The 25,848-nt window shown below is 60.8% G+C and carries 31 protein-coding genes and 1 tRNA gene; 19 read left to right on the top strand and 13 right to left on the bottom strand.

Going from position 1 to position 25,848, the window contains the following annotated elements; translation table 11 throughout:
* Positions 1-4: 4 nt before the first annotated feature.
* Complete coding sequence (locus H8790_RS09505) at positions 5-232, bottom strand: FeoA family protein (protein ID WP_187332293.1); 228 nt, start codon at positions 230-232, stop codon at positions 5-7.
* A gap of 136 nt (positions 233-368) precedes the next feature.
* Complete coding sequence (locus H8790_RS09500) at positions 369-1,724, bottom strand: oxygen-binding di-iron domain-containing protein (protein ID WP_187332292.1); 1,356 nt, start codon at positions 1,722-1,724, stop codon at positions 369-371.
* A gap of 220 nt (positions 1,725-1,944) precedes the next feature.
* Here H8790_RS09500 and H8790_RS09495 point away from each other — a divergent pair, with 220 nt between their 5' ends.
* Positions 1,945-2,352, top strand: coding sequence for a PaaI family thioesterase (locus tag H8790_RS09495; protein ID WP_187332291.1), 408 nt, complete (start codon positions 1,945-1,947; stop codon positions 2,350-2,352).
* A 56-nt stretch (positions 2,353-2,408) separates the two neighbouring features.
* Here the strand turns inward: H8790_RS09495 and H8790_RS09490 are convergent, their stop codons facing one another.
* From H8790_RS09490 to H8790_RS09475, 4 genes are all read right to left on the bottom strand, one after another.
* A complete protein-coding gene (locus H8790_RS09490) occupies positions 2,409-3,275 on the bottom strand; it encodes a DegV family protein (RefSeq protein WP_187332290.1) in 867 nt (288 codons plus the stop codon).
* 121 nt (positions 3,276-3,396) lie between these two features.
* The gene (locus H8790_RS09485) at positions 3,397-4,104 is read right to left on the bottom strand and encodes a M48 family metallopeptidase (protein ID WP_187332289.1); all 708 of its coding nucleotides are present in this window, start codon (positions 4,102-4,104) and stop codon (positions 3,397-3,399) included.
* A gap of 73 nt (positions 4,105-4,177) precedes the next feature.
* On the bottom strand, positions 4,178-4,717 hold the full coding sequence (locus tag H8790_RS09480) for a methylated-DNA--[protein]-cysteine S-methyltransferase (protein WP_187332288.1): 540 nt from the start codon (positions 4,715-4,717) through the stop codon (positions 4,178-4,180).
* A gap of 238 nt (positions 4,718-4,955) precedes the next feature.
* A complete protein-coding gene (locus H8790_RS09475; RefSeq protein ID WP_187332287.1) occupies positions 4,956-5,429 on the bottom strand; it encodes a hypothetical protein in 474 nt (157 codons plus the stop codon).
* Between H8790_RS09475 and H8790_RS09470 the strand changes: the two genes are divergently transcribed.
* Positions 5,428-5,664 (top strand): hypothetical protein, encoded by a 237-nt coding sequence (locus tag H8790_RS09470; RefSeq protein WP_187332286.1) that lies wholly within the window; start codon positions 5,428-5,430, stop codon positions 5,662-5,664. The genes H8790_RS09475 and H8790_RS09470 overlap by 2 nt on opposite strands.
* Before the next feature lie 34 nt (positions 5,665-5,698).
* Here the strand turns inward: H8790_RS09470 and H8790_RS09465 are convergent, their stop codons facing one another.
* From H8790_RS09465 to H8790_RS09455, 3 genes are all read right to left on the bottom strand, one after another.
* Positions 5,699-6,361: a hypothetical protein gene (locus tag H8790_RS09465; RefSeq protein WP_187332285.1), complete on the bottom strand. Its 663-nt coding sequence runs from the start codon at positions 6,359-6,361 to the stop codon at positions 5,699-5,701.
* Positions 6,362-6,402: 41 nt separating this feature from the next.
* Positions 6,403-6,936 carry a TetR/AcrR family transcriptional regulator gene (locus tag H8790_RS09460; RefSeq protein WP_187332284.1) on the bottom strand — a complete coding sequence of 178 codons (534 nt, stop codon included), beginning with the start codon at positions 6,934-6,936 and terminating at the stop codon, positions 6,403-6,405.
* 218 nt (positions 6,937-7,154) lie between these two features.
* Positions 7,155-7,241, bottom strand: a tRNA-Leu gene (locus H8790_RS09455).
* Positions 7,242-7,478: 237 nt separating this feature from the next.
* Here H8790_RS09455 and H8790_RS09450 point away from each other — a divergent pair.
* The 8 genes from H8790_RS09450 (at position 7,479) to H8790_RS09415 (ending at position 15,446) form a co-directional block, all read left to right on the top strand.
* A complete protein-coding gene (locus tag H8790_RS09450; RefSeq protein ID WP_243208477.1) occupies positions 7,479-8,801 on the top strand; it encodes an FG-GAP repeat domain-containing protein in 1,323 nt (440 codons plus the stop codon).
* A gap of 16 nt (positions 8,802-8,817) precedes the next feature.
* A complete protein-coding gene (locus tag H8790_RS09445) occupies positions 8,818-9,504 on the top strand; it encodes a response regulator transcription factor (protein WP_187332282.1) in 687 nt (228 codons plus the stop codon).
* Between the two features lie 51 nt (positions 9,505-9,555).
* Positions 9,556-10,368, top strand: a complete 813-nt coding sequence (locus tag H8790_RS09440) for an EcsC family protein (protein WP_187332281.1) — start codon at positions 9,556-9,558, stop codon at positions 10,366-10,368.
* Positions 10,347-11,792 carry a HAMP domain-containing sensor histidine kinase gene (locus H8790_RS09435; RefSeq protein WP_243208476.1) on the top strand — a complete coding sequence of 482 codons (1,446 nt, stop codon included), beginning with the start codon at positions 10,347-10,349 and terminating at the stop codon, positions 11,790-11,792. The genes H8790_RS09440 and H8790_RS09435 overlap by 22 nt, the downstream gene beginning before the upstream one ends.
* Before the next feature lie 63 nt (positions 11,793-11,855).
* Positions 11,856-12,818 carry a DUF1385 domain-containing protein gene (locus H8790_RS09430; protein ID WP_187332280.1) on the top strand — a complete coding sequence of 321 codons (963 nt, stop codon included), beginning with the start codon at positions 11,856-11,858 and terminating at the stop codon, positions 12,816-12,818.
* Between the two features lie 21 nt (positions 12,819-12,839).
* Entirely contained in the window at positions 12,840-13,703 is an 864-nt protein-coding gene (gene prmC / locus H8790_RS09425; RefSeq protein WP_187332279.1) for a peptide chain release factor N(5)-glutamine methyltransferase, read from the top strand.
* 23 nt (positions 13,704-13,726) lie between these two features.
* On the top strand, positions 13,727-14,836 hold the full coding sequence (gene recA, locus H8790_RS09420; protein ID WP_187332278.1) for a recombinase RecA: 1,110 nt from the start codon (positions 13,727-13,729) through the stop codon (positions 14,834-14,836).
* Complete coding sequence (locus tag H8790_RS09415; protein ID WP_187332277.1) at positions 14,826-15,446, top strand: regulatory protein RecX; 621 nt, start codon at positions 14,826-14,828, stop codon at positions 15,444-15,446. Before recA ends, H8790_RS09415 begins: the two co-directional genes overlap by 11 nt.
* A gap of 31 nt (positions 15,447-15,477) precedes the next feature.
* Here the strand turns inward: H8790_RS09415 and H8790_RS09410 are convergent, their stop codons facing one another.
* Positions 15,478-15,732, bottom strand: coding sequence for a hypothetical protein (locus H8790_RS09410; RefSeq protein ID WP_187332276.1), 255 nt, complete (start codon positions 15,730-15,732; stop codon positions 15,478-15,480).
* A gap of 79 nt (positions 15,733-15,811) precedes the next feature.
* Between H8790_RS09410 and H8790_RS09405 the strand changes: the two genes are divergently transcribed.
* The 7 genes from H8790_RS09405 (at position 15,812) to H8790_RS09375 (ending at position 21,176) form a co-directional block, all read left to right on the top strand.
* A complete protein-coding gene (locus tag H8790_RS09405) occupies positions 15,812-16,060 on the top strand; it encodes a helix-turn-helix domain-containing protein (protein WP_187332275.1) in 249 nt (82 codons plus the stop codon).
* Positions 16,057-17,382, top strand: a complete 1,326-nt coding sequence (rimO, locus tag H8790_RS09400) for a 30S ribosomal protein S12 methylthiotransferase RimO (RefSeq protein WP_187332274.1) — start codon at positions 16,057-16,059, stop codon at positions 17,380-17,382. Before H8790_RS09405 ends, rimO begins: the two co-directional genes overlap by 4 nt.
* Before the next feature lie 26 nt (positions 17,383-17,408).
* Entirely contained in the window at positions 17,409-17,930 is a 522-nt protein-coding gene (pgsA, locus tag H8790_RS09395; protein ID WP_187332273.1) for a CDP-diacylglycerol--glycerol-3-phosphate 3-phosphatidyltransferase, read from the top strand.
* Positions 17,931-18,188: 258 nt separating this feature from the next.
* Positions 18,189-18,758, top strand: a complete 570-nt coding sequence (locus H8790_RS09390) for a 2-oxoacid:acceptor oxidoreductase family protein (RefSeq protein WP_187332272.1) — start codon at positions 18,189-18,191, stop codon at positions 18,756-18,758.
* A 32-nt stretch (positions 18,759-18,790) separates the two neighbouring features.
* On the top strand, positions 18,791-19,054 hold the full coding sequence (locus H8790_RS09385) for a 4Fe-4S binding protein (RefSeq protein ID WP_187334282.1): 264 nt from the start codon (positions 18,791-18,793) through the stop codon (positions 19,052-19,054).
* Positions 19,054-20,232, top strand: a complete 1,179-nt coding sequence (porA, locus tag H8790_RS09380; protein ID WP_187332271.1) for a pyruvate ferredoxin oxidoreductase — start codon at positions 19,054-19,056, stop codon at positions 20,230-20,232. The genes H8790_RS09385 and porA overlap by 1 nt, the downstream gene beginning before the upstream one ends.
* 11 nt (positions 20,233-20,243) lie before the next feature.
* Positions 20,244-21,176, top strand: a complete 933-nt coding sequence (locus H8790_RS09375; RefSeq protein WP_187332270.1) for a thiamine pyrophosphate-dependent enzyme — start codon at positions 20,244-20,246, stop codon at positions 21,174-21,176.
* A gap of 145 nt (positions 21,177-21,321) precedes the next feature.
* Here H8790_RS09375 and H8790_RS09370 read toward each other — a convergent pair whose 3' ends face one another.
* A complete protein-coding gene (locus tag H8790_RS09370) occupies positions 21,322-21,738 on the bottom strand; it encodes a zinc ribbon domain-containing protein (RefSeq protein ID WP_187332269.1) in 417 nt (138 codons plus the stop codon).
* 113 nt (positions 21,739-21,851) lie between these two features.
* A complete protein-coding gene (glpK, locus tag H8790_RS09365) occupies positions 21,852-23,366 on the bottom strand; it encodes a glycerol kinase GlpK (RefSeq protein WP_207724184.1) in 1,515 nt (504 codons plus the stop codon).
* A gap of 273 nt (positions 23,367-23,639) precedes the next feature.
* Here glpK and H8790_RS09360 point away from each other — a divergent pair, with 273 nt between their 5' ends.
* Positions 23,640-24,584 (top strand): alpha/beta hydrolase, encoded by a 945-nt coding sequence (locus H8790_RS09360; protein WP_187332267.1) that lies wholly within the window; start codon positions 23,640-23,642, stop codon positions 24,582-24,584.
* 1 nt (position 24,585) lies between these two features.
* Positions 24,586-25,320 (top strand): hypothetical protein, encoded by a 735-nt coding sequence (locus H8790_RS09355; protein WP_187332266.1) that lies wholly within the window; start codon positions 24,586-24,588, stop codon positions 25,318-25,320.
* On the opposite strand, the gene H8790_RS09350 is transcribed toward H8790_RS09355, so the two are convergent.
* Positions 25,280-25,822 (bottom strand): putative ABC transporter permease, encoded by a 543-nt coding sequence (locus H8790_RS09350; protein ID WP_187332265.1) that lies wholly within the window; start codon positions 25,820-25,822, stop codon positions 25,280-25,282. The genes H8790_RS09355 and H8790_RS09350 overlap by 41 nt on opposite strands.
* Positions 25,823-25,848: the final 26 nt, after the last annotated feature.

The following is a 25,848-nucleotide window of genomic DNA, read 5'->3' as shown; positions in this document are numbered from 1 at the left end:
AAGTTCACGCGGGAAGGACCATGACCTGATCGGAATCCTCCCGGCGCAGCGCGATGAGCGCACCTCGGATTTGATAAGCAGCAGGGTCGCCGGCGGGGCTTTTCAGGACACATTCCACTTCCGTTCCCTCGATCAGCCCGATATCCTGAAGCCTGCGCCGCATACTGTCGCGGGTGAGCAATGAGACCACCTGGCCCCGCTGCCCTTCCCGTAAATCTGATAAAGCAGTCATAAGAGTTAGCCTCCGAATAGTTTTTCGGAGAGAACCCTTGGTTCTCTCCTGTTAACAGAATATGCGGCTGTGCGCCATTGGGTACAAAAAAGGGAAGGGCGGTATACGCCCTTCCCTTTTGAAGGAATCCGACTTTTTAAGGGATGGGCGCAAAGTGGTCCGCGTCCACATGGCACACCGGGCAGGTATAGCCCTCCGGCAGGGAATCCCCCTCATATACGTAGCCGCAGACACTGCAGCGAAACCCCTTCGTTTTTTCTTCCTCCACAGGGGCCTTCCCGGCCGCGGCACTGTTCACGGAGGCCGCAATGGCCTTCGCCAGGGCGTCAAGCTGCTCGTACTGGCTCTCGGCCAGCGCGGAGCGCAGGGTGAGGCTCTGCTCCAGAAGCGTCATGTTCTTCATGGAGCCCACCATCTCCCGCATCAGCCGTCCGGACATGGGGCCCCAGGAGCCGTTTTCCACAATGGCCACAGTCCGGTTTTGCAGCGCATGGGCCTTCAGGTCTGTCAAAAGCGTCTCGATATTGCAGAAGATGCCGCCGTTGTATGTGGTGGAGGCCAGCACGATGTGGCTGCACCGGAAGGCCTCGGAGACTATGTAGGAGGGATGGATGGCGGACACGTCGTAAAGAGAGACGTCCGTGACCCCCGCGTCGGCCAGGCGGCAGGCCAGGGCCTCCGCGGCGGTTTCGGTGTGGCCGTAGACAGAGGCGTAGGGAATCAGCACCGCCTGGTCCTCCGGGGTGTAAGTGCTCCACTTCTGATACTTGTCCAACAGGAGGGACAGATTGCTGCGCCAGATCAGGCCGTGGAGGGGGCAGATCATTTGGACATCCAGGGCCGCGGCCTTCTTCAGCACGGCCTGCACCTGGGCGCCGTATTTGCCCACGATGTTGGCATAGTACCGGCGGCATTCATCCATCCAGTCCTTTTCCAAATTCACCTCGTCCGCAAAGAGGCTGCCGGAGAGCGCGCCGAAGGAGCCAAAGGCGTCGGCGGAAAACAAGATACCCTTGGACTCCTCAAAAGAGGCCATGGCCTCCGGCCAGTGTACCATGGGCATCATCAAAAAGCGGAAGGTGTGGCTGCCGACAGAGAGCTGATCCCCCTCCGCCACCACAAGGGAACGGTCCTTCAGATCCAGGCCGAAAAACTGTTGGATCAGCTGGAAGGTCTTTGTATTCCCCACCACGGTGGTCTCCGGATGGCGGCGCAGCAGGTCGGCCAGGGTGGCGCAGTGATCCGGTTCCATGTGATTGACCACCACATAGTCCAGGGGCCGCTGGCCCAGCAGGTGCTCTAAGTTGTCAAAAAAGACCTCTCCTGCCGCCTTGTCCACCGTATCCAGCAAAACGGTCTTCTCATCCAAAAGAAGGTAAGAGTTATAGGAGATGCCCCGGGGTACTGGAAACACATTTTCAAACAGTGCAATTCTCCGGTCGTTGCCGCCCACCCACCAGAGATCTGGCAGGATCTGCCTCAAACAGTACATCAATAAGACCTCCTTGCCGCAATCCAATGCGGTTCATAAAAATCGTTCCAATTATAAAGCCGATGGCTGGTAAAATCAATGGAAATGATATGGATGGAGGCGCAAATAATATGACAGAAGGGGAAGAATATGGTATACTTCTATGAGAAAAAGCCATCTTGAGTGTAAATCCGGCTGCGGACAATGGCACCCGCGGCAATTTCAGAAAGGATGAGAACGCATGGACGAGAAAGAGAAGATTCGGGAGCAGGGAGAGGCCCAGTGCCTGTCCAACCGCTTCATGCAGTATAATCACATTTCACTGGCGGCGGTGGAAAAGGACTTCGCCGCAGTGGAGCTGACCGTAGTGCCGGAGAGCTGCAACCCCTATGGGATGCCCCATGGCGGCGCCTATTACACTATGGCCGATACGGCGGCAGGCACGGCGGCCCGTACCGACGGAAGGCGCTATGTGACGCAAAACAGCAACATGCAGTTCCTCAGCACCGTCAAAGAGGGGACCATCCGGGCGGAGGCAACCATTATCCACCGGGGCAGGACTACCTGTGTGGTCCGTTCGGAGGTGCGCAGCAGCGATGGAAAGCTGCTGGTGACAGGGGACTTCACCTTTTTCTGCCTCAACCCGTGAGGATTCGCTCAGATTTACAAAACCCCCTCCCCGGAATCCGGGAAGGGGATTCCTATTTATCGCCCGGTGTCCCAGTAGACAAGAGCCGTCATGCCCGCGCCCACGTGGGAACCGATGACAGGCCCAATGGGGGCAATGAGGGTGGTTTGAATCCCAGCGTCCCGGGCCATCTGGGCCAATTTCTCCGCCGACACCGGCGCGTCGCAGTGGCCGATGTAAGCGCAGGTGAAATCGGTGCAGGTTTCCTTCATCCGGGCAATCATGGACTGATAGGCTTTGACGGTGCCCCGCACCTTCCCGGCCACCTGAAGATGCCCCTCCCGGTCCAAGGTAAGGATGGGCTTGATCTGGAGCATGGTGCCTGCCACGGCCGCTGTCTTGGAAAGACGGCCGCCGCGGTGCAGGTGGTTCAGGTCCTCCACGGTGAACCAGTGGGCGACCTGGAGCTTGCGTTCCTCCGCCCAGCCGCACAGCTGCTGGAAGGAATCTCCCTCCCGCTGGCGCTGGAGCGCCTGATAGACAAAAAAGCCCTGGCCCACGCTGGCGGCAAGTGTATCGATGCAGACGATTTTCCGCTGGGGGAATTTTTCCCGGAGCACGGCCATGACCATATGGGCCGACTGGATGGTTCCCGAGAGGCCGGAGGAGAAACAGAGGTAGACCACATCCTTCCCGGCCTTCAGCGGGGGGATAAACGCACGCAGATAGGTGAGGATGTTGATCTGCGCCGTCTGGGGCATGGAGCCGCGGCGCAGATGGTCGTAAAACTCCTTGGCGGGCATTTCACGGAAGTCGCAGTAATGGTGGAAGGTGCGGCCCTCCATAGTGACCGGCATGGGGATTACCTTCAGCTCCGGCGCGGCGGCGGTCTGGGGGTCCAGATCGGCGGTGGCGTCGGTGATAATCTGGTAGGTGTTGTCCATAGATGGATTCTCCTTATCTATACCGCGGCAGTCGGCGGCCTTTTGGTCCATAACAATACCATTATAGAGTATAGGGAATTTCCGCAAATTTCAACCATGTTCTGAAAAAAAGATGAAAAAATCAAACCACTTCCGGGGGAAGCGGCTGGGCGTCAAACTGGTTCAGAAGCAGGCGGACCTCTTTCCACGAGGGGTAAAAACGGTCCATGGCCTGGCGGAACTGCGGCCCGTGCCCGGGGATCAGCAGATGGGTCAGCTCATGGACCACCACGTAGTCCAGGCACGCAACAGGGCGGCGGACAAGCTGCAGATTGATGCGGATGGCGCCGGTTTTGGGTGTACAGCTGCCCCAGCGGGTGCGCATGTCCCGGATGTTCCACTGCTGCGCCTGGAGCCCGGTGGCTGCCCTGCCACGGGCGATGGCCCCGGGAAGAGCCGATTGCAGCTCCTGACGGTACCAATGATCCAGCAGGGCCAGGCGTTGGGAAACCGTGCTGCCTGGCGGGACAACCATCCGGATTTCCCGGCGCTGGGAAAGCGATACACCGGGGGAAGGGCCCTCCTCCACACGGAGGGGAAGCGGCTCCCCCCAGAGGAAAAACCGCTCTCCGGAGCTACAGGTACAGGGCGGCCGCGGCGGCCGCGCGGACCGCTGCGCTTCAATCCAGCCCCGGCGGGCGCGGATAAAGGAAGCCACCGTCTGGTCGCTGACAGAGCGTGGGGCAGTGACGTACAGCGGCCCGTCCGCAGAGGAGAGCCGCAGGTACATGTTTCGAATAGGCTTGCGGTGGATCAATACCGTCTCACCGTCCACTGTGATCTGCTGCACGCAATACCTCCTGCTGTTTACAGACAGCACCCGCGCAAAAGGCGGGAGTGTGTTATTGAAAATGGAAGGCGGGTCAAAGCGCGGTGCCCGACGCGGGGACAAACAGGCCGGACAGGTCGGCGCCCTCCAGCTCCAACAGCTTCTTTTTCACCGCGACCCCTCCGGCGTAGCCCGTCAGGCTGCCGTTTGCACCCACCACCCGGTGGCAGGGGATGATGATTGAAATCGGATTGTGCCCAACGGCGCCGCCCACCGCCTGTGAGGACATGGTTTCGCGGTGCAGCCTTGCCGCCGCCCGTCGGGCGATCTCCCCGTAAGTGACTACCCGGCCATAGGGAATCTCCTGTAGAAGCTCCCAGATCAGCTGGCGGAACGCACTGCCGGCAGGGCACAGCGAAAGGGCGTCGCAGCTGGGCCGCTGGCCGGCAAAGTATCTGTCCAGCCAGCCCTTTGCAGCATTCAGAACCGGCAGGTCATGGGCCGGGGTCAGTTCTCCGGCAACAGAGCCGCCAAAATACTTCTGCCCCTCCAGCCATAGTCCCGTCAAGTGGCTGCCGTCACACGCAAGGGTGAGCATTCCCACGGGGGATGGATATGTGGTGGAATAATACATGGTGATCCTCCCAGATCTGCCGCGCCTGTTGCTGCGAATTGGTCATGGCAGTTTTTCCGGCGCAAACGCGCTCGTATCAAAATCCTTTGAGTATTATAGCAAGTTTTTCCGGGGTTGTCCCGCTGATTTCGACGGTTTTTGAGAAAAGACGGAAAAACGCGGCAGCGGATCAGGCGTCCTGTCCGCTGCCGCGTTTCATTTTATAGAAGACCGGAAATCGGGCGTAACCGGGAAAGAATTAGATGTCGGAGACTCTGGTGCGCCAGGCAATCTCCAAATCCAAATCTTTTTTCAGCTTTTCATTTTCCGCCATCAGCTCGTCATAGTGGCGGCTTTGGACATAGTATTTGACAAAGCCGAAGGTGGCCTCCTGGAACTCCTCATCCGAATATTCGGGAAGCAGGGAGCCGTTGATCCGTCTGAGCCCCTGGACGGAGATGGTCACGAGGCGGCGGTGCTTTTCCGAAAGCTGAATGATCTTCAGCGTTTCCGGAATCTCCAGTTTCAAATCGTAGATTGAGTTTACCATTTCCAAAAGCCTGCGCTGCTCGGGCTTTGCCGAGACGACCACGCCGTACTTTGCAAACAGGTCCTTCAAATAATCAGCGGAAACCGTCTCCCGGGTGATGGTCCCTTTGCCGATTCCCGAAAACATGGTGTCGGACAGAGAAAAGCCGACATATACCTCGTTGCCTGTCTGAGGATAGCCCATGATCGTTACCTCCCGATATTTTCAAAATTTCAAAGGCGGGGTTTTGCTGTATATCCATTATAGCATGACTTGCGCAAATTTCAACCGGCATTTGCGTAAATTTACACGAAACATTTTTGCACAGATCAAATCACAGTGGAACATGACGGCCGCACTGGTACTCTATGCGGCGGGGAGGCCGGCTGATCACCGCGCGGCTCTTTTTTTGGCGCTGCCCAAGAAAAATCCGTTTTGAGCGGTCCCCGGACGCCGAATTGCCGGGGCGCACATCAGCACTCGGCTTTCATGGCCCGGTAGCCGATGACAACCGTCCACACGTATGCGCAGGTCTTGGGGATCATCAGCATACCCACAGCGGGCACTGCGTCGGCGAACAGTACGACCGGGATGTAGCAGGCAAAACTGAGCACCACGGTGAGCCACAGAAAACGGAACGGGCGGTCGCTGTGCGCCTTGGCACTGTGGTAGAAGAGCACCACAATCAGCAGTCCCAGCAGGGCAAAGGGAATGTTGCGGTAAATGCCCCAGGAAAGGGGGGGATTGGCGCTGGTCCAATGGTTTTGGGGTGCCAGGCAGAGGAGAATCCTCAGCAGCGACAACCCCCAGACCGCCGCGGTCAGCCCGGCCTTTCCGGAGACCCGGTACCGCGACCGCCAAACATAATAGAGCAGAACATAAAATATGGTCATGGTCACAGAGGTGATGAGCTTTCCAATCCCCAGAGCCGCGGTATACGCCTCAAGCCCTGTGGTGCAAAGAGCGATCGCGCGGGGCACCAGGTGGAAAGCGTCTCCGCAGCCCAGCACAATGGCCATGGTTCCGTACAGCCGGAAGGCGGGGGTTCCCTTGCAGCCGCGAAGCATCCTGCACCCCAAGGTGAGGATGGCTGTGAGATAGGCAATGTCGAACAGTGTTTCAAAAATAGCCTGCATGGATTGGCTTCCTTTCTATTTGAACGGTAATTGAGAGCCTGTCAGGCTCGGGATTCATACAAGGACCGGCGGATTACTTCCAGCAGAATTTCGCAGGTGTCCTTCTGCTGGGCCAGCAGCGTCAGAAGGTTCGTCAGGACGAACTCAATGAACTCCGGCTCCTGAAAGTCGGATGAAAACGCGTCCTGCCGGACGTTGGAATCCGCCCGCAGGGCCTGCGACAGTTCGGCCTTTATGTGGGAGACATACTGCTCCATGGTACTGCGGGCCTGCTGTTTGGAGGTGCTGGCAAAGCTGATGGAGTGGGCGGTAAAGAAGTTGGGATAGGCCCGCATGCCCGATTGGACACGTTCAAAAATCCAGCGGACATACTCGGGGAAAGACAGCCCTTCCCGGCAGGGTTCCGTGTGGAAGATATCCTGCCAGACGCTTCCGATGGCCGCAAGGATCAGCTCCTCCTTGGAGGAAAAGTAATTGTAGAGGGAACCAAGGGCCACGTGGCATGCCTCTGCCACCGAACGCATGTTTACGGAGGCCAGCCCTTTTTCCGCCACCATGTCCCGGCAGGTTTTCAAAATGGCTTCTTTTGACGTCACAGATGTATTGATAAAATCACCTCCCCAAAATGAACGCTGTTCATTATAGCCGCTGATTTCGCTTTTGTCAAATGCTGGGTTCCAGTGGCTGCTGCCTTTCCGATCCGCAAAAGAACAGGAGAGAACTGGCAAGAGAACTCGCCAAAAGATAAGAAAATGCCTGGGCTTTCCAAGTGAGAAAACCCAGGCATTCCAAGTGGTGCCGGTGGCCGGACTCGAACCGGCACGCTGTCGCCAGCGGTGGATTTTGAGTCCACTACGTCTACCAATTCCATCACACCGGCAGATGAACGATGTTATTATACCTGAAAGAAACTGCAAATTCAAGAGGAACTTTTGAAAAGAACCACTTGGCTGCAAAGAGCATATGGGCAAAAATGAACAAAAGAAAAACTCCTTTGAAAAACAGCAAAAAAGCTACACAAACGGGAAGCGATGTGCTATCATGTATAAGTTAAAGTATGTTCTGAAACGGGAAGGAAAGGGGATTGCCAGTGGGCCGTATGATGAAAAGATGTTGGATGGCTGCCATTTTGCTGGCAGTCACCTTCTGTTTGTCGGGGTGTTTGTTCAACGCCTCGGTGGAGGAGCTTTACAGCCTGCCGCAGCTTCCCCCGGAGTACACGGAACTGAGGGAGCGAATCGATGCCATCATGGCCGGGGGCGGGGAATACGCCGCGCCCCAGTCGGGCAGCAACATCCAGCCCGTGCAGATGGTGGACCTGGACGGGGACGGGGAAGAGGAGGCGCTGGCCTTCATGCGCAAGAGCGCGGATGAGCGGCCTTTGAAAATCTATATCTTCCGGTCCGTGGACGACTCCTATGAGGAGGCGGCTGTGATTGAAGGCAGCGGCAGCGCCATTTACAGCATTGCCTATACCGACATGGATCAGGACGGCTTGCAGGAGCTGATCGTGGGATGGCGCGTCAGTACGGAGCTTCAGGCGCTGACGGTTTACTCCCTGAAGGACTTCCAGCCTGTGGAGCTGCTGCGCAACACCTATTCCCGCTACGCGGTGCGGGATCTCAACCAGGACGGTTTGCAGGAGCTGGTGATGATCCGCTCCGACGACCAGGGCAACACGGTGGCGGACTACTATGCCTGGAGCGACCAGACGCTGGTTCAGCGCCCCTCCGCCAAGATCTCCGTCTCCATCGCCGAGCTCTCCTCGGGCCGCGTCCGCTCCGGCATGCTGGAAGGCGGCGTCCCGGCCCTGTTTGTCACCGGCGTGGAGGACTCCCTGTTCCAGGTCACGGATATCCTGGCGGTGAAAAATGACGAGCTGGTGAACATCACCATGAACAACGCCACCGGCGTCTCGACCGAGATTTTCCGCTATCAGCCCCTGTTTCCCACGGACATCGACGGCGACGGGCTGACGGAGGTCCCGGCGCCCTTTGACCTTGCCGGCTGGGGCAGCACCGACGCCTGCTACCCCATCAACTGGAGAAGGTATGACCTGAATGGCTCGCCCTCGCTTGCCATCAGCACCTACCATGATGTGGCGGACGGGTGGTACCTCATTCTGCCTGAGGAGTGGAAAAAGCGGGTGACAATCTCGCGTGATGACGGCGATCCGGACGAGATTGCCGTGACCTTTGCCATCCAGGGCAGCGATACGGAGCCCTATCAGGAATTCCTGAAGATATACACCATCAGCGGAAGCAGCCCGGAGTATAAGATCACCCAGGGCAGCCGCTTCCTGCTCAGCCGTCAGGCGGAGACCATTTTCGCAGCGGAGCTGTTAGACGCCAATGAAAGTTGGGACTTCGGCATCACGGAGGACGAACTGCGCAGCAGCTTCAAACTGATCGTCACCGAATGGGCGTCGGGAGACGATTGATGAAACGGAGGCAGCCATGAAAAAAGTATTGGTTTTGGAAGATGAGTCCAGCATCCGCAGCTTTATTGTCATCAACCTGCGCCGAGCCGGATATGAAGTAGTGGAGGCGGAGAGCGGCGAGGAGGCGCTGGACCGGCTGAAGGACAACCCGGACACCAAGGTGGCGCTGCTGGACATTATGCTCCCCGGCATCGACGGGTTTGAGGTGTGCCGCAGGATTCGGGCCACCAACACAAAAATCGGCATCATCATGCTCACCGCCCGCTCCCAGGAGATGGACAAGGTGACGGGGCTGATGACCGGCGCCGACGACTATGTGACCAAGCCCTTCTCTCCGGCGGAGCTCACCGCCCGGGTGGACGCCCTGTTCCGCCGGGCCGGCGGCGGAGCGGACGAGCAAAGCGGCGAAATCCGGCAGGAGCCCTTCCTGCTCAACACCCGCAACCGCACGCTGGAGAAGAACGGGGAGCGGATCAAGCTGACCCAGGTGGAGTACTCCATCATGAAGATGTTCATGGAGAACCCGGGGAAGGCCCTTTCCCGGGAGGAAATCCTGGATATGGTCTGGGGCCGGGACTACTTTGGCGAGCTGAAGATCGTGGACGTGAACATCCGCCGCCTGCGCCTGAAGATCGAGGACAATGTGACCAACCCCACTTACATCACCACCGTGTGGGGATACGGATACAAATGGGGCTTTTAAGCATGGGGCAGGGCCGCCGGGCCGCAGTTGCCGTGCGGTGTGAAGGAGACAATGGCCAGTAAGACAGCATGGGAGCGGGAGTATACCCGGCTCTGGAAGCGGGAAAAGCGGTTCTTGGAGCAGAACCGGGTTGAGCGCACCCCCTATCTGAACCGCAAATTGGAGCCGGTAGTGCCGAAAACGCTGCAAAGGACGCTGGAATCCGCCTTTGAAAAGGCGTTTTCTACGGTGTTTGAGAAAGGGACCGGCCTGATCGAGGGGGTCAGCGGCAGGCAGAAGCGGGAGCGGGAGTACCTGCTGCGCCGCTATGCGGCCCAGCTTCAGCCGGACGGCCGGTCGCTGCGGGCCTTTTCCCGGGCAGCGGCGGGAACGGGGCGGAAAAATCTGTTGCTCTCCGGCGTGGAGGGCGTGGGGCTGGGCCTGGTGGGCGTGGGCCTGCCAGATGTGGTGCTCTTTACGGGGATGCTGCTCAAAAGCCTCTGCGAGCTTGCGGTGAACTATGGCTATCCCTGGGACGATGCGGAGGAGCGCCGGTTTGTGCTGGAGCTGATTCGCACGGCCCTCTCCTGCGGGGAGGAGCTGAGAGCGGGGAACACGGAGCTGAACCGCTTCCTCCAGGAGGGGGAGTGGGCCGCGCCTGCGCCGCAGGAGGAGCTTCGGCGCTCCGCAGCGGCGGCCCTTTCCCAAAATCTCCTGTATATGAAGTTCCTTCAGGGGATTCCGGTGGCCGGCGCCGTGGGCGGCGTATGGGACGCGGTGGTCTTGGAGCGGGTACAGCGCTATGCGGAACTCAAGTACCGCAGGCGGTTTTTGCTGGATTGGAAGAGAAAGGAGGGGGCGCCATGGAGTACTCCGAACATATGAAAAACATGAAAAGCACCCTCCAGATCCGGGGCCTGCGCCAGCGCTGGGTGGTCAATACCATCATGCCGGTGCTGGTGATGGTGGTGCTGACCGTGTGCCTCTTTTCCGCCAGCGTCACAAGCTATTACTTCAGCACCATGCAGAATACCCTGCGGTCCAAGGCAAAGGCAGGGGCCGACTTTGTCACAAGCTATTCGCTGAACAACTACATGCAGTACTATCAGATTGCCAACAGCTATGCCGAGGGGTTTGAGGACAAGGACCGGCTGGAGCTCCAGTTTTTAAACGGCGCCGGCCAGATCCAGATCTCCTCCTACGGCCTGACCACCGGCACTTCCCCCGGAACCTCCGATATCCAGGAGGCCATTGAGACCGGGGAAATCGCCTCCTTCCGGGGCCGGGACCCCCAGACCGGGGAAAACATCATGTCTGTCTCCTGCCCCCTCTCCTTCAATGGGCGGACCGTGGGCATCATGCGCTATGTCACCTCGCTGCAGCAGGTGAACCGCCAGATTCTCATCAGCATTCTGATCGTCATCCTCATCGCCGCGGTCTGCATCGCCATGGTGGTGTTCTCCAATCTGTTGTTCATCAACAACGTGGTGGAGCCGGTGGCGGAGGTCAGCCAGGCCGCCAAGCGCATCTCCGCCGGCAGCTACGGCATCCAGGTGGAAAACCGGTATTCCGACGAACTGGCGGAGCTGGTGGACAACATCAACGACATGTCGCTGAAGATCAGCCAGAGCGAAAAGATGAAAACGGAGTTCATCTCCTCGGTCTCCCACGAGCTGCGCACGCCGCTGACCGCCATCAACGGCTGGGCCGAGACCATGATGGAGGACACCAGCGGCGACCCGGAGCAGCAGCGCCGGGGCCTGGGCATCATCATGAAGGAGTCCCGCAGGCTGACCAACATGGTGGAGGAGCTGCTGGAGTTCTCCAAGATGGAGGACGGCCGCTTTACCCTCAGCGTGGAGCAGGTGGATTTGCAGGCCGAGTTTGAAGACGCCATCTACACCTACAGGGAGCTCTTTAAGCAGGAGGGCATCGAGCTGACCTACGACGACGGCGGGGAGCTGTACGAGCCCATCACCGGCGATCCGGAGCGGCTCAAGCAGGTGTTCTGCAACGTGTTGGACAACGCCGCCAAGCACGGCGGCTCCGGCAAGCGGATCGACGCCTCCATTGCCAAGGAGGGCGTGTATCTGGTGATCCGTGTCCGGGACTACGGCCCGGGCGTCCCGGCCCAGGAGCTGCCCTTTGTCAAGCAGAAGTTCTACAAAGGCTCCTCCAAGGCCCGGGGCAGCGGGATCGGGCTTGCGGTGTGCGACGAAATTGTCCGGCTGCACAACGGCACCTTTGACATCGGCAACGCCGAGGGCGGCGGAGCCGTGGTCACCATCCGCATTCCAACCGCCAATTGAAAATAGAACAATTGTTGCATTATGAAAGAGACTGTGATACAATCTCAGTCGGGAAAGGGAACTATGGCAGAGGAAAAAAACAAGTTTCGCACCAGCATCGGCGGACAGGCGCTGATCGAGGGCATTTTGATGCGCGGCCCGGAACGGCAGGCCATTGTGGTCCGGGACCAGGAGGGCCGGCTGGTGGAGAAGGTGGAAGAGCTGAAGCTGATCCGGGACAAGCACCCCATTCTCGGCTGGCCGCTGATCCGAGGCACGGTGAACTTCCTGGACTCCATGGTCAAGGGCGTCCAGGCGCTGATGTACTCCGCTGACTTCTATCCGGATGACGAGAACGCCAAGCCCTCCAAATTTGACCAGTGGCTGGAAAAGCACTTTTCCAGCAAAAAGGTGGAGAGCTTCATCATCGGCCTCTCCGTGGTGCTGGGCGTGGGGCTGTCCGTCTTTTTGTTCCTGGTGCTGCCCACTTTTTTGACCGGCGGGCTGCTGCACTTTTTCCCGGGCCTGCCCATGTGGGGCCGGAACCTGGTGGAGGGCGTGCTGAAAATCGCCATCTTCCTGATCTACCTCATCGTCTGCTCCCGGCAGAAGGATATTTACCGGGTGTTTCAGTACCATGGGGCGGAGCATAAGACCATCTTCTGCTACGAGGCGGGACTGCCGCTGACGGTGGAAAACGTCCGCGCCCAGCCCCGCCATCACCCCCGCTGCGGCACCAGCTTTTTGTTCGTGGTGATCTTTGTGTCCATCCTCTTTTCCAGCGTGGTCTTTGGCATCTGGCCCATCACCAACGTCTGGCTGCGCACGGCGGTGCACCTGGTGCTGCTGCCTCTGGTGGTGGGTGTGACCTATGAGTTCAACCGCTGGGTGGGCCGCAACGACAACGCACTGACCCGGGCGCTGACGGCGCCGGGGATGTGGATGCAGAATTTCACCACCAATGAGCCTGACGACTCCATGATCGAGGTGGCCATCCGCTCTTTGGAGCTGGTGCTGCCCGGGGAAAAGGGCAAGGACGCGTGGTAATAGACAACAGGAGTGAGTGTTTTGGCAGTCACCTATAACAATTTATATCTGGACCTCCGGCGGCAGCTGAAGGCCGCTGGAGTGGAGATGCCCACGTTGGAGGCCCGGGAGCTCACGTGCTTCGCCGCGGGGAAGACCCGGGAGGAGCTGTACCGGGACGGCGCGCTCTATGCTTCCCCCGCCATTGAGCAGCGGGCACGGGAGCTGTTAGAGCGCCACTTAAAGGGCGAGCCGGTGGCCTACCTCATCGGCGAGTGGGAGTTTTACGCCCTGCCCCTGGACATCTCCCGCCATGTGCTGATCCCCCGGACCGACACGGAGGTGCTGGCCTCGGAGGCCATCTCCTATCTGAAGGACCAGGGGGAGTGCCGGGTGCTGGACCTGTGCGCCGGGAGCGGCTGCGTGGGGCTGGCGGTGGCCGCCCACACGCCCCAGGCCCATGTGGTGCTGGCGGAGCTGTCGGAGGAGGCGCTGAAGGTCTGCCGCCAGAACATCCGCCGGTGCGGCCTGTCCGGCCGGGTGGTCTCTGTCCGGGCGGACGCCGCGTCAAAGCCTGTCTCCATGGGGGAGTTCCGCTGCATCGTCTGCAACCCGCCCTACATCCCCACGGCGGATTTGGACACATTGGATGTGTCCGTCCGGGACTATGAGCCCCGTATGGCCCTGGATGGCGGCCCGGACGGCTACCGCTTCTACCGCCTCATCTCCGAGCTGTGGCGCCAGGCACTGGCTCCCGGCGGCCGGCTCTATTTCGAGGTGGGCGTGGGGCAGGCGGACGAGGTGCTGCGGATCATGCGGTCCCAGGGCTTTGGAGACATTCAGATCGTACGAGACACAGCCGGGATTCCACGGGTGGTCTACGGCACCCTTTGCACGGAAATTTAGCCGGGAGTATAGGAGGAAACAGAATGGCAGAGAAAAAGATGACCAAGACGGCCACTGCGGTGGCGGCATCGGATAAGAAGCAGGCCATTGATACGGCGATGGCCCAGATTGAACGGATGTACGGCAAGGGCTCCATTATGCGGCTGGGGGACAACATGAACGTCAACGTGGACTTCATCCCCACCGGCTCCCTGGCGCTGGATGTGGCGCTGGGCATCGGCGGCATCCCCAAGGGCCGCATTATAGAGATCTACGGCCCCGAGTCCTCCGGTAAGACCACCCTGGCTCTGCACATCCTGGCCCAGGCTCAGAAAAAGGGCGGGGAGGTGGCCTTTGTGGACGCCGAGCACGCCCTGGACCCCACTTACGCAAGGGCCCTTGGTGTCGACATCGAGGACATGCTGATCTCCCAGCCGGATACCGGCGAGCAGGCCCTGGAGATCACCGAGGCCCTGGTGCGTTCCGGCGCCATCGACGTGGTGGTGGTGGACTCTGTGGCCGCCCTGGTGCCCCGGGCTGAGATCGAGGGCGAGATGGGCGACAGTTATGTGGGCCTCCAGGCCCGGCTGATGAGCCAGGCCCTGCGCAAGCTCACCGGCGCCATCGGAAAGACCAACTGCGTCGTGGTTTTCATCAACCAGCTGCGTGAAAAGGTGGGTGTGATGTACGGAAACCCGGAGGTCACCACCGGCGGCCGGGCCTTAAAGTTCTATGCCAGCGTCCGCATCGACGTGCGCCGGATCGAGGCGCTGAAAAACGGCAGCGAGATCATCGGCAACCGCACCCGGGCCAAGGTGGTGAAGAACAAGGTGGCGCCGCCCTTCCGGGAGGCGGAGTTCGACATCATGTACGGCGAGGGCATCTCCCGGGAGGGGGAGCTGGTGGACCTGGGCGTGAAGCTGGACCTGGTGCAAAAGAGCGGCTCCTGGTTCTCCATGGGGGAGACCCGCATCGGCCAGGGCCGGGATTCGGCCAAAAACTACCTGAAGGAAAACCCCGAGGTGGCGGAGAAGCTGGAAGCCGCCATCCGCAGGGACTTCCCGAAGCTGATGAGCAACCAGGCGCGGATTGCCGCCAAGGCTGCTGGCCGGGCGGTGGATGTGTCCGCCGAAGAGTTCAACGATGAGGATTGAGCGGCTGGAGCGGTCCAAGCATAAAAAGGGCCGCATCCTGCTGTTTATGGAGGGCGGCGAGCTGCTGAAGGCCACGGAGCAGGAGCTGCTGGAATTCGACCTGCGCCCGGGCCGGGAGCTTCAGGAGGAGGAGTGCGCGGCACTGCGCCGGGCGGCCGGCGTGTCCGACACAAAGGCCCGTGCCGCCGAGCTCATCGGCAGCCGGGCCATGTCCCGCCGGGACCTGATGCGCAAGCTCCAGGAAAAGGGCGCCACGGAGGCGGAAGCCCGCTATGCCGCCGAGTGGCTGGAGGCCATAGGCGCCATGGACGACGGCGCCTACGCGGCCATGGTCGTGCGCCACTACGCCGCCATGGGGTACGGCCCCGGCCGCCTGCGGGACAAGCTCTATGAAAAGGGCGTGCCCCGTGAGCTGTGGGACGCCGCGCTGGAGGAGTCCCCTCCGGCGGAGGAACAGATCGATCGGTTTTTGCGCCAAAAGCTCCGGGGGCGTCCCGTGGACGAGAAGGAGAAGAAGCGGCTCTGCGACGCCCTGGTGCGCCGGGGCTACTCCTGGGGGGAGGTACGCTCCGCCTTCGGCCGGCTGGGCGCGGAGATAGAGGACGAGTGATGCGGCTTGAGGCCGCGGCTCCCGGGCGCCCTTACGGCTGGATGCCGTCAAAAAGCTGGAGCGTCAGCTGGGCGCCGAACTCCGCCCCGGCCTGGAAGGCCCTGTTCCGGTACTCCTGGGCCAGTATGCGGATGTCGTCCAGAAGCCTGTCCGCCTCCTTTGGGCCAAGGGGCTCCAGCTGGTCGCGGATGGCCCGCTCCAAGGGCGTGCAGGGCGGCGCCAGGGGCATCTTGCCCTGAAGGCCCAGCGGTTCGTCGTAGTAGATGGATGAGAGAAAGTCAAACATCGGAATACCCCCATAGATATAAATTGTTCCTTTAGGTGGAGTATACTCCACCTAAAGGAACAAGTCAAGAGGTGTTTTTATGCGTACAACGCTTTTATTAAGCAAACGGGTCCACCAGCTGCGCAAGGCGGCGCATCTCAGCCAGCAGGAGTTGGGAGAAGTTTTGGGACTGACCCACAAATCCATCAGTATGCTGGAAAGCGGCGGAAGGAGCACCACCATTGAAAAGTTAGTGCTCCTGGCGGAGTATTTCCACGTGTCCACAGACTACCTGGTGGGCATCACCGACGACCCCACCTGGCGGGGAAAGGAAGGGACATCACTTTGAGTTACAACGTTGCATTCATCTCCCTGGGCTGCGCCAAAAACCAGGTCAACTGCGAGCAGATGATGGCCCTGGTGGAGGGTTCGGGCCACCACGTCCAGGCGGAGCCGGACGGCGCGGATGTGGTGGTGGTCAACACCTGCGGCTTTTTGAGCAGCGCCAACGAGGAGGCCATTGACAACATTTTGCAGATGGCGGAGCTCAAGCGTGCCGGCCGGATTCAAAAAATCCTGGTCACGGGCTGCATGGCCCAGCGCTACAAGGGCGATGTACTGGAGGAGCTGCCGGAGGTGGACGGCATCCTGGGCACGGGGAGCTATACGGAGATCGTCTCCGCCGTGGAGCAGGCCATGGCCGGGCAGCGGCCCAGCCGCTTTGGAAGCATCCACACGGCGGAGCAGGGGGGAGAGCGCATCCTCTCCACGCCGCCCTGGTACGCGTATCTGCGCATCGCCGAGGGCTGCGACAACCACTGCGCCTACTGCGTCATCCCCTCCCTCAGGGGCAAGTACCGCAGCCGCCCCATGGAGGAGCTGCTGACTGAGGCGGCTGAGCTGGCGGACGCCGGGGTGAAGGAGCTGATCGTCATTGCCCAGGATATCACCCGCTACGGTACGGACCTCTACGGCGGCCACGCCTTGGCCCGGCTGCTGCGCCAGCTTGCCAAGCTGCCCTTCCACTGGATCCGCCTCCATTACCTCTATCCCGACGAGATCACCGACGAGCTGATCGACACCGTGGCGGAGGAGGAGAAGGTGCTGCCCTACATCGACCTGCCCATCCAGCACTGCAACGATACGATCCTCAAGGCCATGAACCGCCGGGACACCAAGGCGGAGCTTCTGGCGCTGCTGAAAACGCTCCGGGAGCGGATTCCTGGGCTGGTGCTGCGCACCAGCCTGATCACCGGCCTTCCCTATGAGACGCCGGAGGCCTTTGAGGAGCTCTGCGACTTTTTGCGTGAGGTGAAGATCGAGCGGGCTGGCGTGTTTCCCTTCTCCCCGGAGGAGGGCACCAGGGCCGCGGCCATGGACCATGTGCCCACGGAGGAGGCGGTCCGCCGGGCGGAGCTGGTGGTGGACGTCCAGTCCGACATCATCGACGCCTACAACGCGTCCGTCCTGGGCCAGAGCCGGGAGGTGCTGTGCGAGGGATTCGACGGCCAGGCTCAGATGTTCTTCGGCCGCAGCTATGCCGAGTCGCCGGACATCGACGGCCGCATCTACTTCACCGCGGAAAAGGACCCGCAGATCGGCGAATTTGTCACCGTGCGCCTCACCGGCGTCATGGACGGCGAGCTGACCGGCGAGCTGGAAGACCGGTAGTGGCTACAAAAAGGAGAGAATGGAACATGAACTTACCCAATAAGCTGACGCTGCTGCGCATTCTGCTGATCCCCGTCTTCATGGTGGTGCTGTACTGGGGCTTTCCCGGTGCGTCCTATGTGGCCCTGGTCATTTTCATTGCGGCCAGCCTGACGGACCTTTTGGACGGAAAGATCGCCCGGAAGTACAACTTGGTGACGGACTTCGGCAAATTTGCCGACCCGCTGGCGGACAAGATGCTGGTGGTGGCCGCCATGCTGTGGTTTGTGGAGAACCGGCAGATGCCGGCCTGGGCGCTGCTGATCGTGATCGTCCGGGAATTCGCCGTCAGCGGCCTCAGGATGCTGGCCTCCGACGAGGGGCGGGTCATCGCCGCGGGGTGGTCCGGAAAGGTAAAGACCGCCGCCACCATGGTGTGCATCGTGCTGATGTTCCTTCCCCTCCCAGCGGTGGTGAATGCGATCTGCGTGTGGGTGATCGTGCTGACCACGCTCTATTCCGGCGTGGAGTATTTCTGCAAGAACAAGGATGTGTTCCGGAGTATGTGACTGGCGGACAAACCACAAGCGCGGGCTATCTTGGCCCGCGCTTATTTTGTAGTTTGCCATGTTGTGGAAACTGCCGGGCATCTGGGACGAATACCCAATATTTTGTGGGAAAACGTGGGGCGCTTTGTGATTTTGAACATGGACACGGGGAGCAATTTAGTTATATGATATACGAAACTGTTCAAAAGAGAGAGAAAGGCGAAAAACGCCCTTCCAGCTGCTGAGCGGACAGGACATCAGGAACAGGGGGAAAGACAGATGATTGAAATTCGTTGGCATGGCCGGGGCGGCCAGGGCGCCAAGACCGCGGCGCTGCTGCTGGCGGACGTGGCTTTCACCAAAGGCATGTACGTCCAGGGATTCCCGGAATATGGCCCTGAGCGCATGGGCGCTCCCATTACCGCGTATAACCGGTTGGACAGTGAACCGATTTCCATTCACTCCAACATTTATGACCCCGACCTTGTGGTGGTGGTGGACGAGTCCCTGATTGAGTCCGTGGACGTCACCGCGGGGCTGAAGGAAGGCGGCGCCCTGATTCTCAACAGCTGCAAAAGCGCCCAGGAGATCCGGGCCATGCTGCCGGGCTTTGCGGGCAGGCTCTACCGGGTGGACGCCCGGTCCATTTCGGAGCGGGACATCGGAAAGAACATGCCCAACACGCCGCTGCTGGCCGCGGTGGTCAAGGTGTCGGGCATGATGGAGCCCCAGGAGTTTTTTGAGAACATGCACGGGTCCTTTGCCCACAAGTTCGCCTCCAAGCCGGAGGTTTTGGAGGGCAACATGAAGGCGATCCGCGACGCGTGGGAGGAGGTTGTTGCCCTGTGAAAAACATCCATGAAAAGAGCCCCTGGCGGGATATGACCGTAGGCGGGGTGGTATACGGCGGGGCCAACTCCCCGGAGGTGAAGACCGGCGAGTGGCGCACGGTGGCTCCCGTGTTCCATCCGGACAAGTGCAGGCAGTGCCTGCTGTGCTTCCCGGTCTGCCCTGACAGTTCCATTCCCGTCCAGGACGGCAGGCGGCTGGACTTTGACTATGACCACTGCAAGGGCTGCGGCATCTGCGCCGCAGTATGCCCCTTCGGCGCCATTACATACGGAGAGGGAAAGGAGGAGAAGTGATGAGCAGAAGAGACCGGCTTTCCGGAAATGAGGCGGTGGCCAATGCCATCCGCCAGATCGATCCCGACGTGATTGCGGCGTTCCCCATCACGCCCTCCACGGAAATTCCCCAGTACGTCTCCTCCTTCCTGGCGGAGGGGAAACTCACCACGGAGTTCATCACCGTGGAATCCGAGCACAGTGCCATCAGTGCCTGCGTGGGCGCCGAGGCGGCTGGAGTGCGGGCCATGACCGCCACCAGCTCCGCCGGGTTTGCCTATATGCATGAAATGCTCTACGTGGCGGCCTCCGACCGGCTGCCCATCGTCATGGCGGTGGTGAACCGGGCGCTGACCGGCCCCATCAACATCAACTGCGACCACTCCGACTCCATGGGGTCCCGGGACAGCGGCTGGATGCAGCTCTACAGCGAGGACGCCCAGGAGGCCTATGACAACATGCTCATGGCCCACCGCATCGCCGAGGACCCGGAGGTGCTGCTGCCCATCATGGTCTGCCAGGACGGGTTCATCACCAGCCACGCGGTGCAGAACCTGGTGCTGGAGGACGATGAGACGGCAAAGCAGTTCGTGGGGGAGTACCACCCGAAGCACTATCTGCTCAACCCCAGGGAACCGGCGGGCTTCGGCCCCTACGGCATCTCCGCCTACTATATGGAGCTCAAGCGCCAGCAGACGGAGGCCATGAACCATGCCGCCGCGGTCATTGAGCGGGTCTCCAGGGAGTACGGCGACCTGACCGGCCGCTATTATGGACTGATCGAATGCTACCGGATGGAGGACGCGGAGTACGCCGCCGTGTGTATCGGCTCCTCCGCCGGCACCGGCAAGGCGGCCATCGAAACGCTGCGCAGCCGGGGCGTCAGGGCGGGCCTTGTGAAGATCCGCGCCTTCCGTCCCTTCCCGGCCCAGGCCATTGCCCAGGCCCTGCAGAACGTGAAGGCGGTGGCCGTCATGGATAAGGCCGACAGCTTCTCCGCCTGCGGCGGCCCCCTGGGCGCCGAGGTCCGGGCTGCGCTGTACCAGTATGGCGCCCGGGTGAGCGCGGTGAACTTTGTCTACGGGTTGGGCGGCCGCGACGTGCGGGTGGATGACTTCTACGCCATTTACCGTGAGCTCCAGGAAGTATCTGACGGCAAGGACTACCCGATGTTCCAGTACATCGGCGTAAGAGAGTGAGGGGAGACGAGATGGCATACAATTTGAAAGAACTGGCGGGCCGTCCGGAGCGCTTTGCACCGGGACAGCGGATGTGCGCCGGCTGCGGCAGCCCCATTGCCATGCGGGCGGTGCTCCGCGCCCTCCATCCGGAGGACAAGGCCGTCATCACCATGGCCACCTCCTGCCTGGAGGTCTCCTCCCTGATCTACCCCTACTCCGCCTGGGAGGACTCCATCATCCACGCGGCCTTTGAAAATGCCTCCGCCGTGACCAGCGGCGCCCAGGCGGCCTACACGGCCATGAAGAAAAAGGGCAAGCTGGACGAGACCTATAAGTTCATCACCTTTGGCGGCGACGGCGGCACCTATGACATTGGCTTCCAGTCCCTGTCCGGCGCCATGGAGCGCGGGACGGACATGGTCTATGTCTGCTACGACAACGAAGCCTACATGAATACGGGCATCCAGCGCTCTTCCTCCACGCCCAAATACGCCGAGACCACCACCACGGCGGTGGGCAGCGAGAGCAACGGCAAGGTTCAGACCAAAAAGGACCTGACCCGCGTCCTGGCCGCCCACAACATCCCCTATGTGGCCCAGACCACCTTCCTTGGCAATCTGAAGGACCTGCACGAGAAGGCGGAGAGGGCCATCTACACCAAGGGGCCGGCCTTCCTGAATGTGATGGCCCCCTGCCCCCGGGGCTGGCGCTATGACGCACCGGACATCATGAAGGTGTGCAAGGCGGCGGTGGAGAGCTGCGTGTGGCCCCTCTTTGAAGTGGTGGAGGGTCAGTGGAAGCTGAACTACCGCCCCAAGGAAAAGCTGCCGGTGGAGGAGTACCTCAAGCTCCAGGGCCGCTTCCGCCACCTCTTCAAGCCGGGCCGGGAATCCCTGATTGCCGAAATCCAGGCGGATGTGGACCGGCGCTGGGAGGAGCTCCTCAAGCTCTGCGGCGAATGAGGACTGTTTGACTGGGCTTTCACGCCTTCCCGGCCGCCCATCGTTTCAAGCGCAGGCGGAGCGGGGAATGCAAATCACTTACCTCAATCGAAAAAAGCCGGCCAAATCCAACGGATTTGGCCGGCTTTTTTGATCAATGTATCCTTTACTCGCCCATGGGCGCGCCGCACTGGGGGCAGAACTTGCTGTCGGAGGCTGCTCCGCAGATGGGGCAGACCTTCATGTCCGAGGGCGTGGGAACCGCCTCTTCCGGGTCCTCCTGTTTCTGGGGCTTGCTGGACTCCAGCTCGGCGATCTTTTTCTTGGACTCCACGATGGTGTCCACCAGGTCCTTCACCGCGTCGGGCACCTCGCCGTCGTATTCAGAGACAAACCATTCGCCGATGGTCTTGTAGTTCTTTTCGATCTCACGCTGTTCGCTGACGATGGCCATGTTGATCCTGGCCAGTTCTGCGGCGGCCTGGGCCTTTTCGCCGGCGACGGAAGCGGCTACCTTGGCTTTCTCAGTGGCAACTGCGGCGACCTCCTGGGCCTTTTTTCCCAATTCATTAAAAAATGCCATACCGTGAAACTCCTTTCAAGCCGCGGTTTTAAAAACCTCCGGCGCTCTTGATATGCTTCATGATAGCATACCCGTCCATGCAGTGCAATTGCGAATTTGTAAATTTTTCTGGCCTATTTCTCCATCCAATTGCCCGCCCGGGCCACGGCCCGCTTCCACTGGCGGTAGTCCTCCTCGCAGGCGGCCTGCTCCCTCTGGGGAAGGAACACATGCTGGCTGCGGCGCAGTGAGGAGACCTCCTCCTGATCCCGCCAGAGCCCGGAGGCCAGCCCCGCCAGGGCTGCGGCGCCAAAGGCGGTGGTCTCCACCATGACGGGCCGGTCCACGCTGATGCGCAGCAGGTCCGCCTGGGTCTGCATCAGAATATCGCTGACCGAGGCACCGCCGTCCACCCGCAGGCAGGTGACGGGCAGGTCCTGGCGCATGGCGGAGATCAGGTCCGCCACCTGATAGGCGATGGAGTCCAGTACGGCCCGGGCGATGTGGGCCTTTGTGGTGCCCCGGGTGAGGCCCACCATGGCGCCGCGGGCGTACATGTCCCAGTAAGGCGCGCCAAGGCCGGTGAAGGCCGGCACCACAAAGACGCCGCCGCTGTCCCGGACGCTCTCCGCCAGCCGGTCGCACTCCGGCGCGCTGGAAATGAGGCCCAGCTCATCCCGGAGCCACTGGATGGTGCTGCCCGCGTTGAATACGCTGCCCTCCAGGGCATAGGTGGTCCTGCCGCCGATGCTCCATGCCACGGAGGTCACAAGGCCCGCCCGGGAGCGCACCGGGGTCTCCCCCACATTCATCAGGGTGAAGCAGCCCGTGCCGTATGTATTTTTCGCCTGGCCGGACTGGAAGCACCCCTGGCCGAACAGCGCCGCGGCCTGGTCGCCCGCGCTGCCGCAGACAGGAATCCCGGCAAAGTCCTCCAACTCCGCAAGGCCGGGCTTGACCCTGCCATAGCACTGGCAGGAGTCCACCGGCCGGGGGAGCATGGCCATGGGAATGCCTAACGCATGGCACAGCGATTCGTCCCAGCAGAGCCTGCGGATGTCGAAGAGCATGGTGCGGGAGGCATTGGAGTAGTCGGTGACGTGCTGGCCCGTCAGGTTCCAAATCAGCCATGAGTCCACCGTGCCGCAGAGGAGCTCCCCCCGCTCCGCCCGGGCCCTGGCGCCGGGGATGGCGTCCAGGATCCATTTGATCTTGGTGCCGGAGAAATAGGCGTCAATGAGCAGCCCCGTGGTTTCCGCCACCTGTTCGGCCAGCCCCTGGGCCTTCAGCTGGTCACACAGCGCGGCGGTGCGGCGGCACTGCCAGACGATGGCGTTGTAGATCGGCTTGCCGGTTTTACGGTCCCAGAGGATGGTGGTCTCCCGCTGGTTGGTGATGCCGATGCCGGCGATGCTGTGGGGGTCCGCATGGGCCGAGCGGACGGCCTCGGCCATGGCCCGGCGCTCTGTGGCCCAGATTTCCAGGGGATTGTGCTCCACCCAGCCGGGCTGGGGATAGATCTGGTGAAAGGGGTATTGGGCCTTGGAGACAATCTCGCCCCGACGGTCAAAGAGGATTGCCCGGGAACTGGTGGTTCCCTGGTCCAGGGACAGGATATAGTCCAAAAAATCACCTTTCCTTTCGTTCATAGGGGTTTGCAGGGGAGGGGAAAATCGGTGCTGTTCCGCTTGGCGTTTCCCGTGCCGGGGATTTGCTTGACCGGCTGCCCGGGAAAACGCTGTTTTGCAGCAGGAAAGGTTTTCTCCGCCAACGTTTTGTGCTATAATACCGGAAAGCGGAAACGGTATCCTTTGCCGATCCTGACTGATGCCGGCCTTCCACAGTGGAAAGGAAAGACAGAGGAGCGGATTCAATCCCATCGCCCTTTGCGGCTATTGTATCACAGGGAGGTTTGATTTTCCATGACAAAACGTGAATTCACCTACCCCTCCCGGAATGGGACCACCCAAATCCACGCGGTGGAGTGGCTGCCTGAGGGGGAGATCAGCGGCGTGCTGCAGATTTCTCACGGCGTGGCGGAGTATATCGACCGGTATGAGCCCCTTGCCCGGTTTTTGACGCAGCAGGGGATCGCGGTAGCGGGCAACGACCACCTGGGCCATGGGTATTCCGTGGAACAGGGCAAACCGCGGCTGTACTTTGGCCCAAAGGGCAGCTGGCAGACCGTGGTGGACGACCTCTACACCCTCTATGGGATGGAGAAAAAGCATTTCCCGGGCCTGCCCTACTATTTGCTGGGCCATTCCATGGGCTCTTTCTTGGCCCGCACCTACCTGATCCGCTACCCCGGGACCGTGGATGGGGCCATTGTGATGGGCACGGGGCAGATGCCGCCGGCCGTGGTGGCCGCCGGACGTGCCGTTGCCGCCGCGGAAGGGCGCCGGGTGGGCTGGGACAAGATGAGCCCTGTGGTGGAAAAGCTGGCCTTTGGCGCTTACAACAGGACTTTTGCGCCCAACCGCACGGAATACGACTGGCTCTCCGTAAACGAGGAGAATGTGGACGCCTACATCGCCGATGAGCTCTGCGGCGGCAACGCCACCGTGGGACTGTTCCGGGAGATGTTGGGCGGCATCCGATTCATCACCGACCGGGATAACCTGATGCGGATGAACATGAATACCCCCATTTTATTCCTCTCCGGAGAGAAAGACCCGGTCGGGGACTGCGGCAAGGGAGTGCGCCGGGCTTATGAAAGCTTCCGACGCGCGGGGGTGCGCCAGGTGGAACTGAAGCTCTACCCGGGCCTGCGCCACGAGATTCTCAACGAATCCAGCCGGGAGGAGGTCTATGGGGACATCCTCCGGTGGCTGAAGAACAACATAGAGAAGACAAGGATGGGATAGCATGACAAAACGGCGTACACGGCAATACTATGTAGCCTGCCTGGTGGCACGGCTGGCGGCGTTCGGCGCATTGATCGTCTATGGGGCGGATTACGCCCTGCAAGAGGACCTGTACGCCGGATTGGATCGGTTTTCCCTCCTGACGGTGCTGTGGCTGGCGCTGATGGCCTCCATGGCCTTCCGGCTGTTTCCCTCGAAAATCGAGAGCATGGGGTGCCAGAAGGAATTTGCGGCCCGCTGCCGCCCCACGGGCAAGGCGCCGGAGCGGTCGGAGCTTCGCCAGGCGAACCGGGGCGCATGGTGGGTGCTGGCCACCTGGACTGCGGTGAACGCCCTTTTCTTCCTGGGCTACGCCCTGAAGTGGTATGATGAGCGGATGCTGGTGTGCCTGGCCGGGTTCTACGGCGTGTGCGACATCATCTGCATCCTCTTCTACTGCCCGTTCCAGTCCTGGATGATGCACAACCGCTGCTGCACCACCTGCCGGATCTACAACTGGGACTATCTGATGCTGTGCACGCCCCTGCTGGCCATCCGCAGCTTCTACACCTGGTCCGCCTGCGCACTGGCGGCTGTGATCTTCCTGCGCTGGGAAATCGTCTTCCACCGCAGCCCGGAGCGGTTTTTTGAGCGCAGCAATGACGCCCTCAAATGCAGCCAGTGCCAGGAGCAGCTGTGCGCCTATAAGCGCCATCTCACAGCCGCCGGGAAGCGGAATACAGCCGGTGAACATTGAGCAGCTCCGTGTCGTGATAGAGGGATAGGAGCCGCGCCGAGAAGACGAGGTCTGCCGTCACAAGGAGCAGCGCCCCATAGGTGGCCCAGCCCGGAATGCGGAAGACAGCCAGGCGGATAAGGGGCTGGAGAAAGACCACGGCCGCCGTGGTGAGGATGCCCCAGATCAGGGAAAAGGGGACGCAGACCCGGCCCCTTACGTTTCCAAAGGTGCTGGAGTAGTCCCAGAACCGGACGCCGAAAAGTGTATCGTAGAACCAGTGGACGGCGTATTCCACCGCCGTGGCGGTGAACGCCCCCCAGAAGAGGAGGCTCCAGGGCGAGCGGACCAGCCCTTCGGGCAGTGACAGCAGCGCCGCCATGGCCAGACCGTAGACGGGACACAGCGGCAGCAGCAAAAATCCCTTCCGGTTTTGCTTGTTCGCATGGGTGGCTTTGGCAAACGCTTTCTCCAGGCCGTAGCCCAGGAGACTATATATGAAAAAATACCAGAAAAACGGCATGCGGTTCCCTCCCGGCCTATTGTGCC

Source organism: Oscillibacter hominis, assembly GCF_014334055.1.
GTDB lineage: Bacteria > Bacillota > Clostridia > Oscillospirales > Oscillospiraceae > Oscillibacter > Oscillibacter hominis.
Note: the sequence above shows the minus strand (reverse complement) of the source record. Positions and strands in the feature narration are given on the sequence as shown.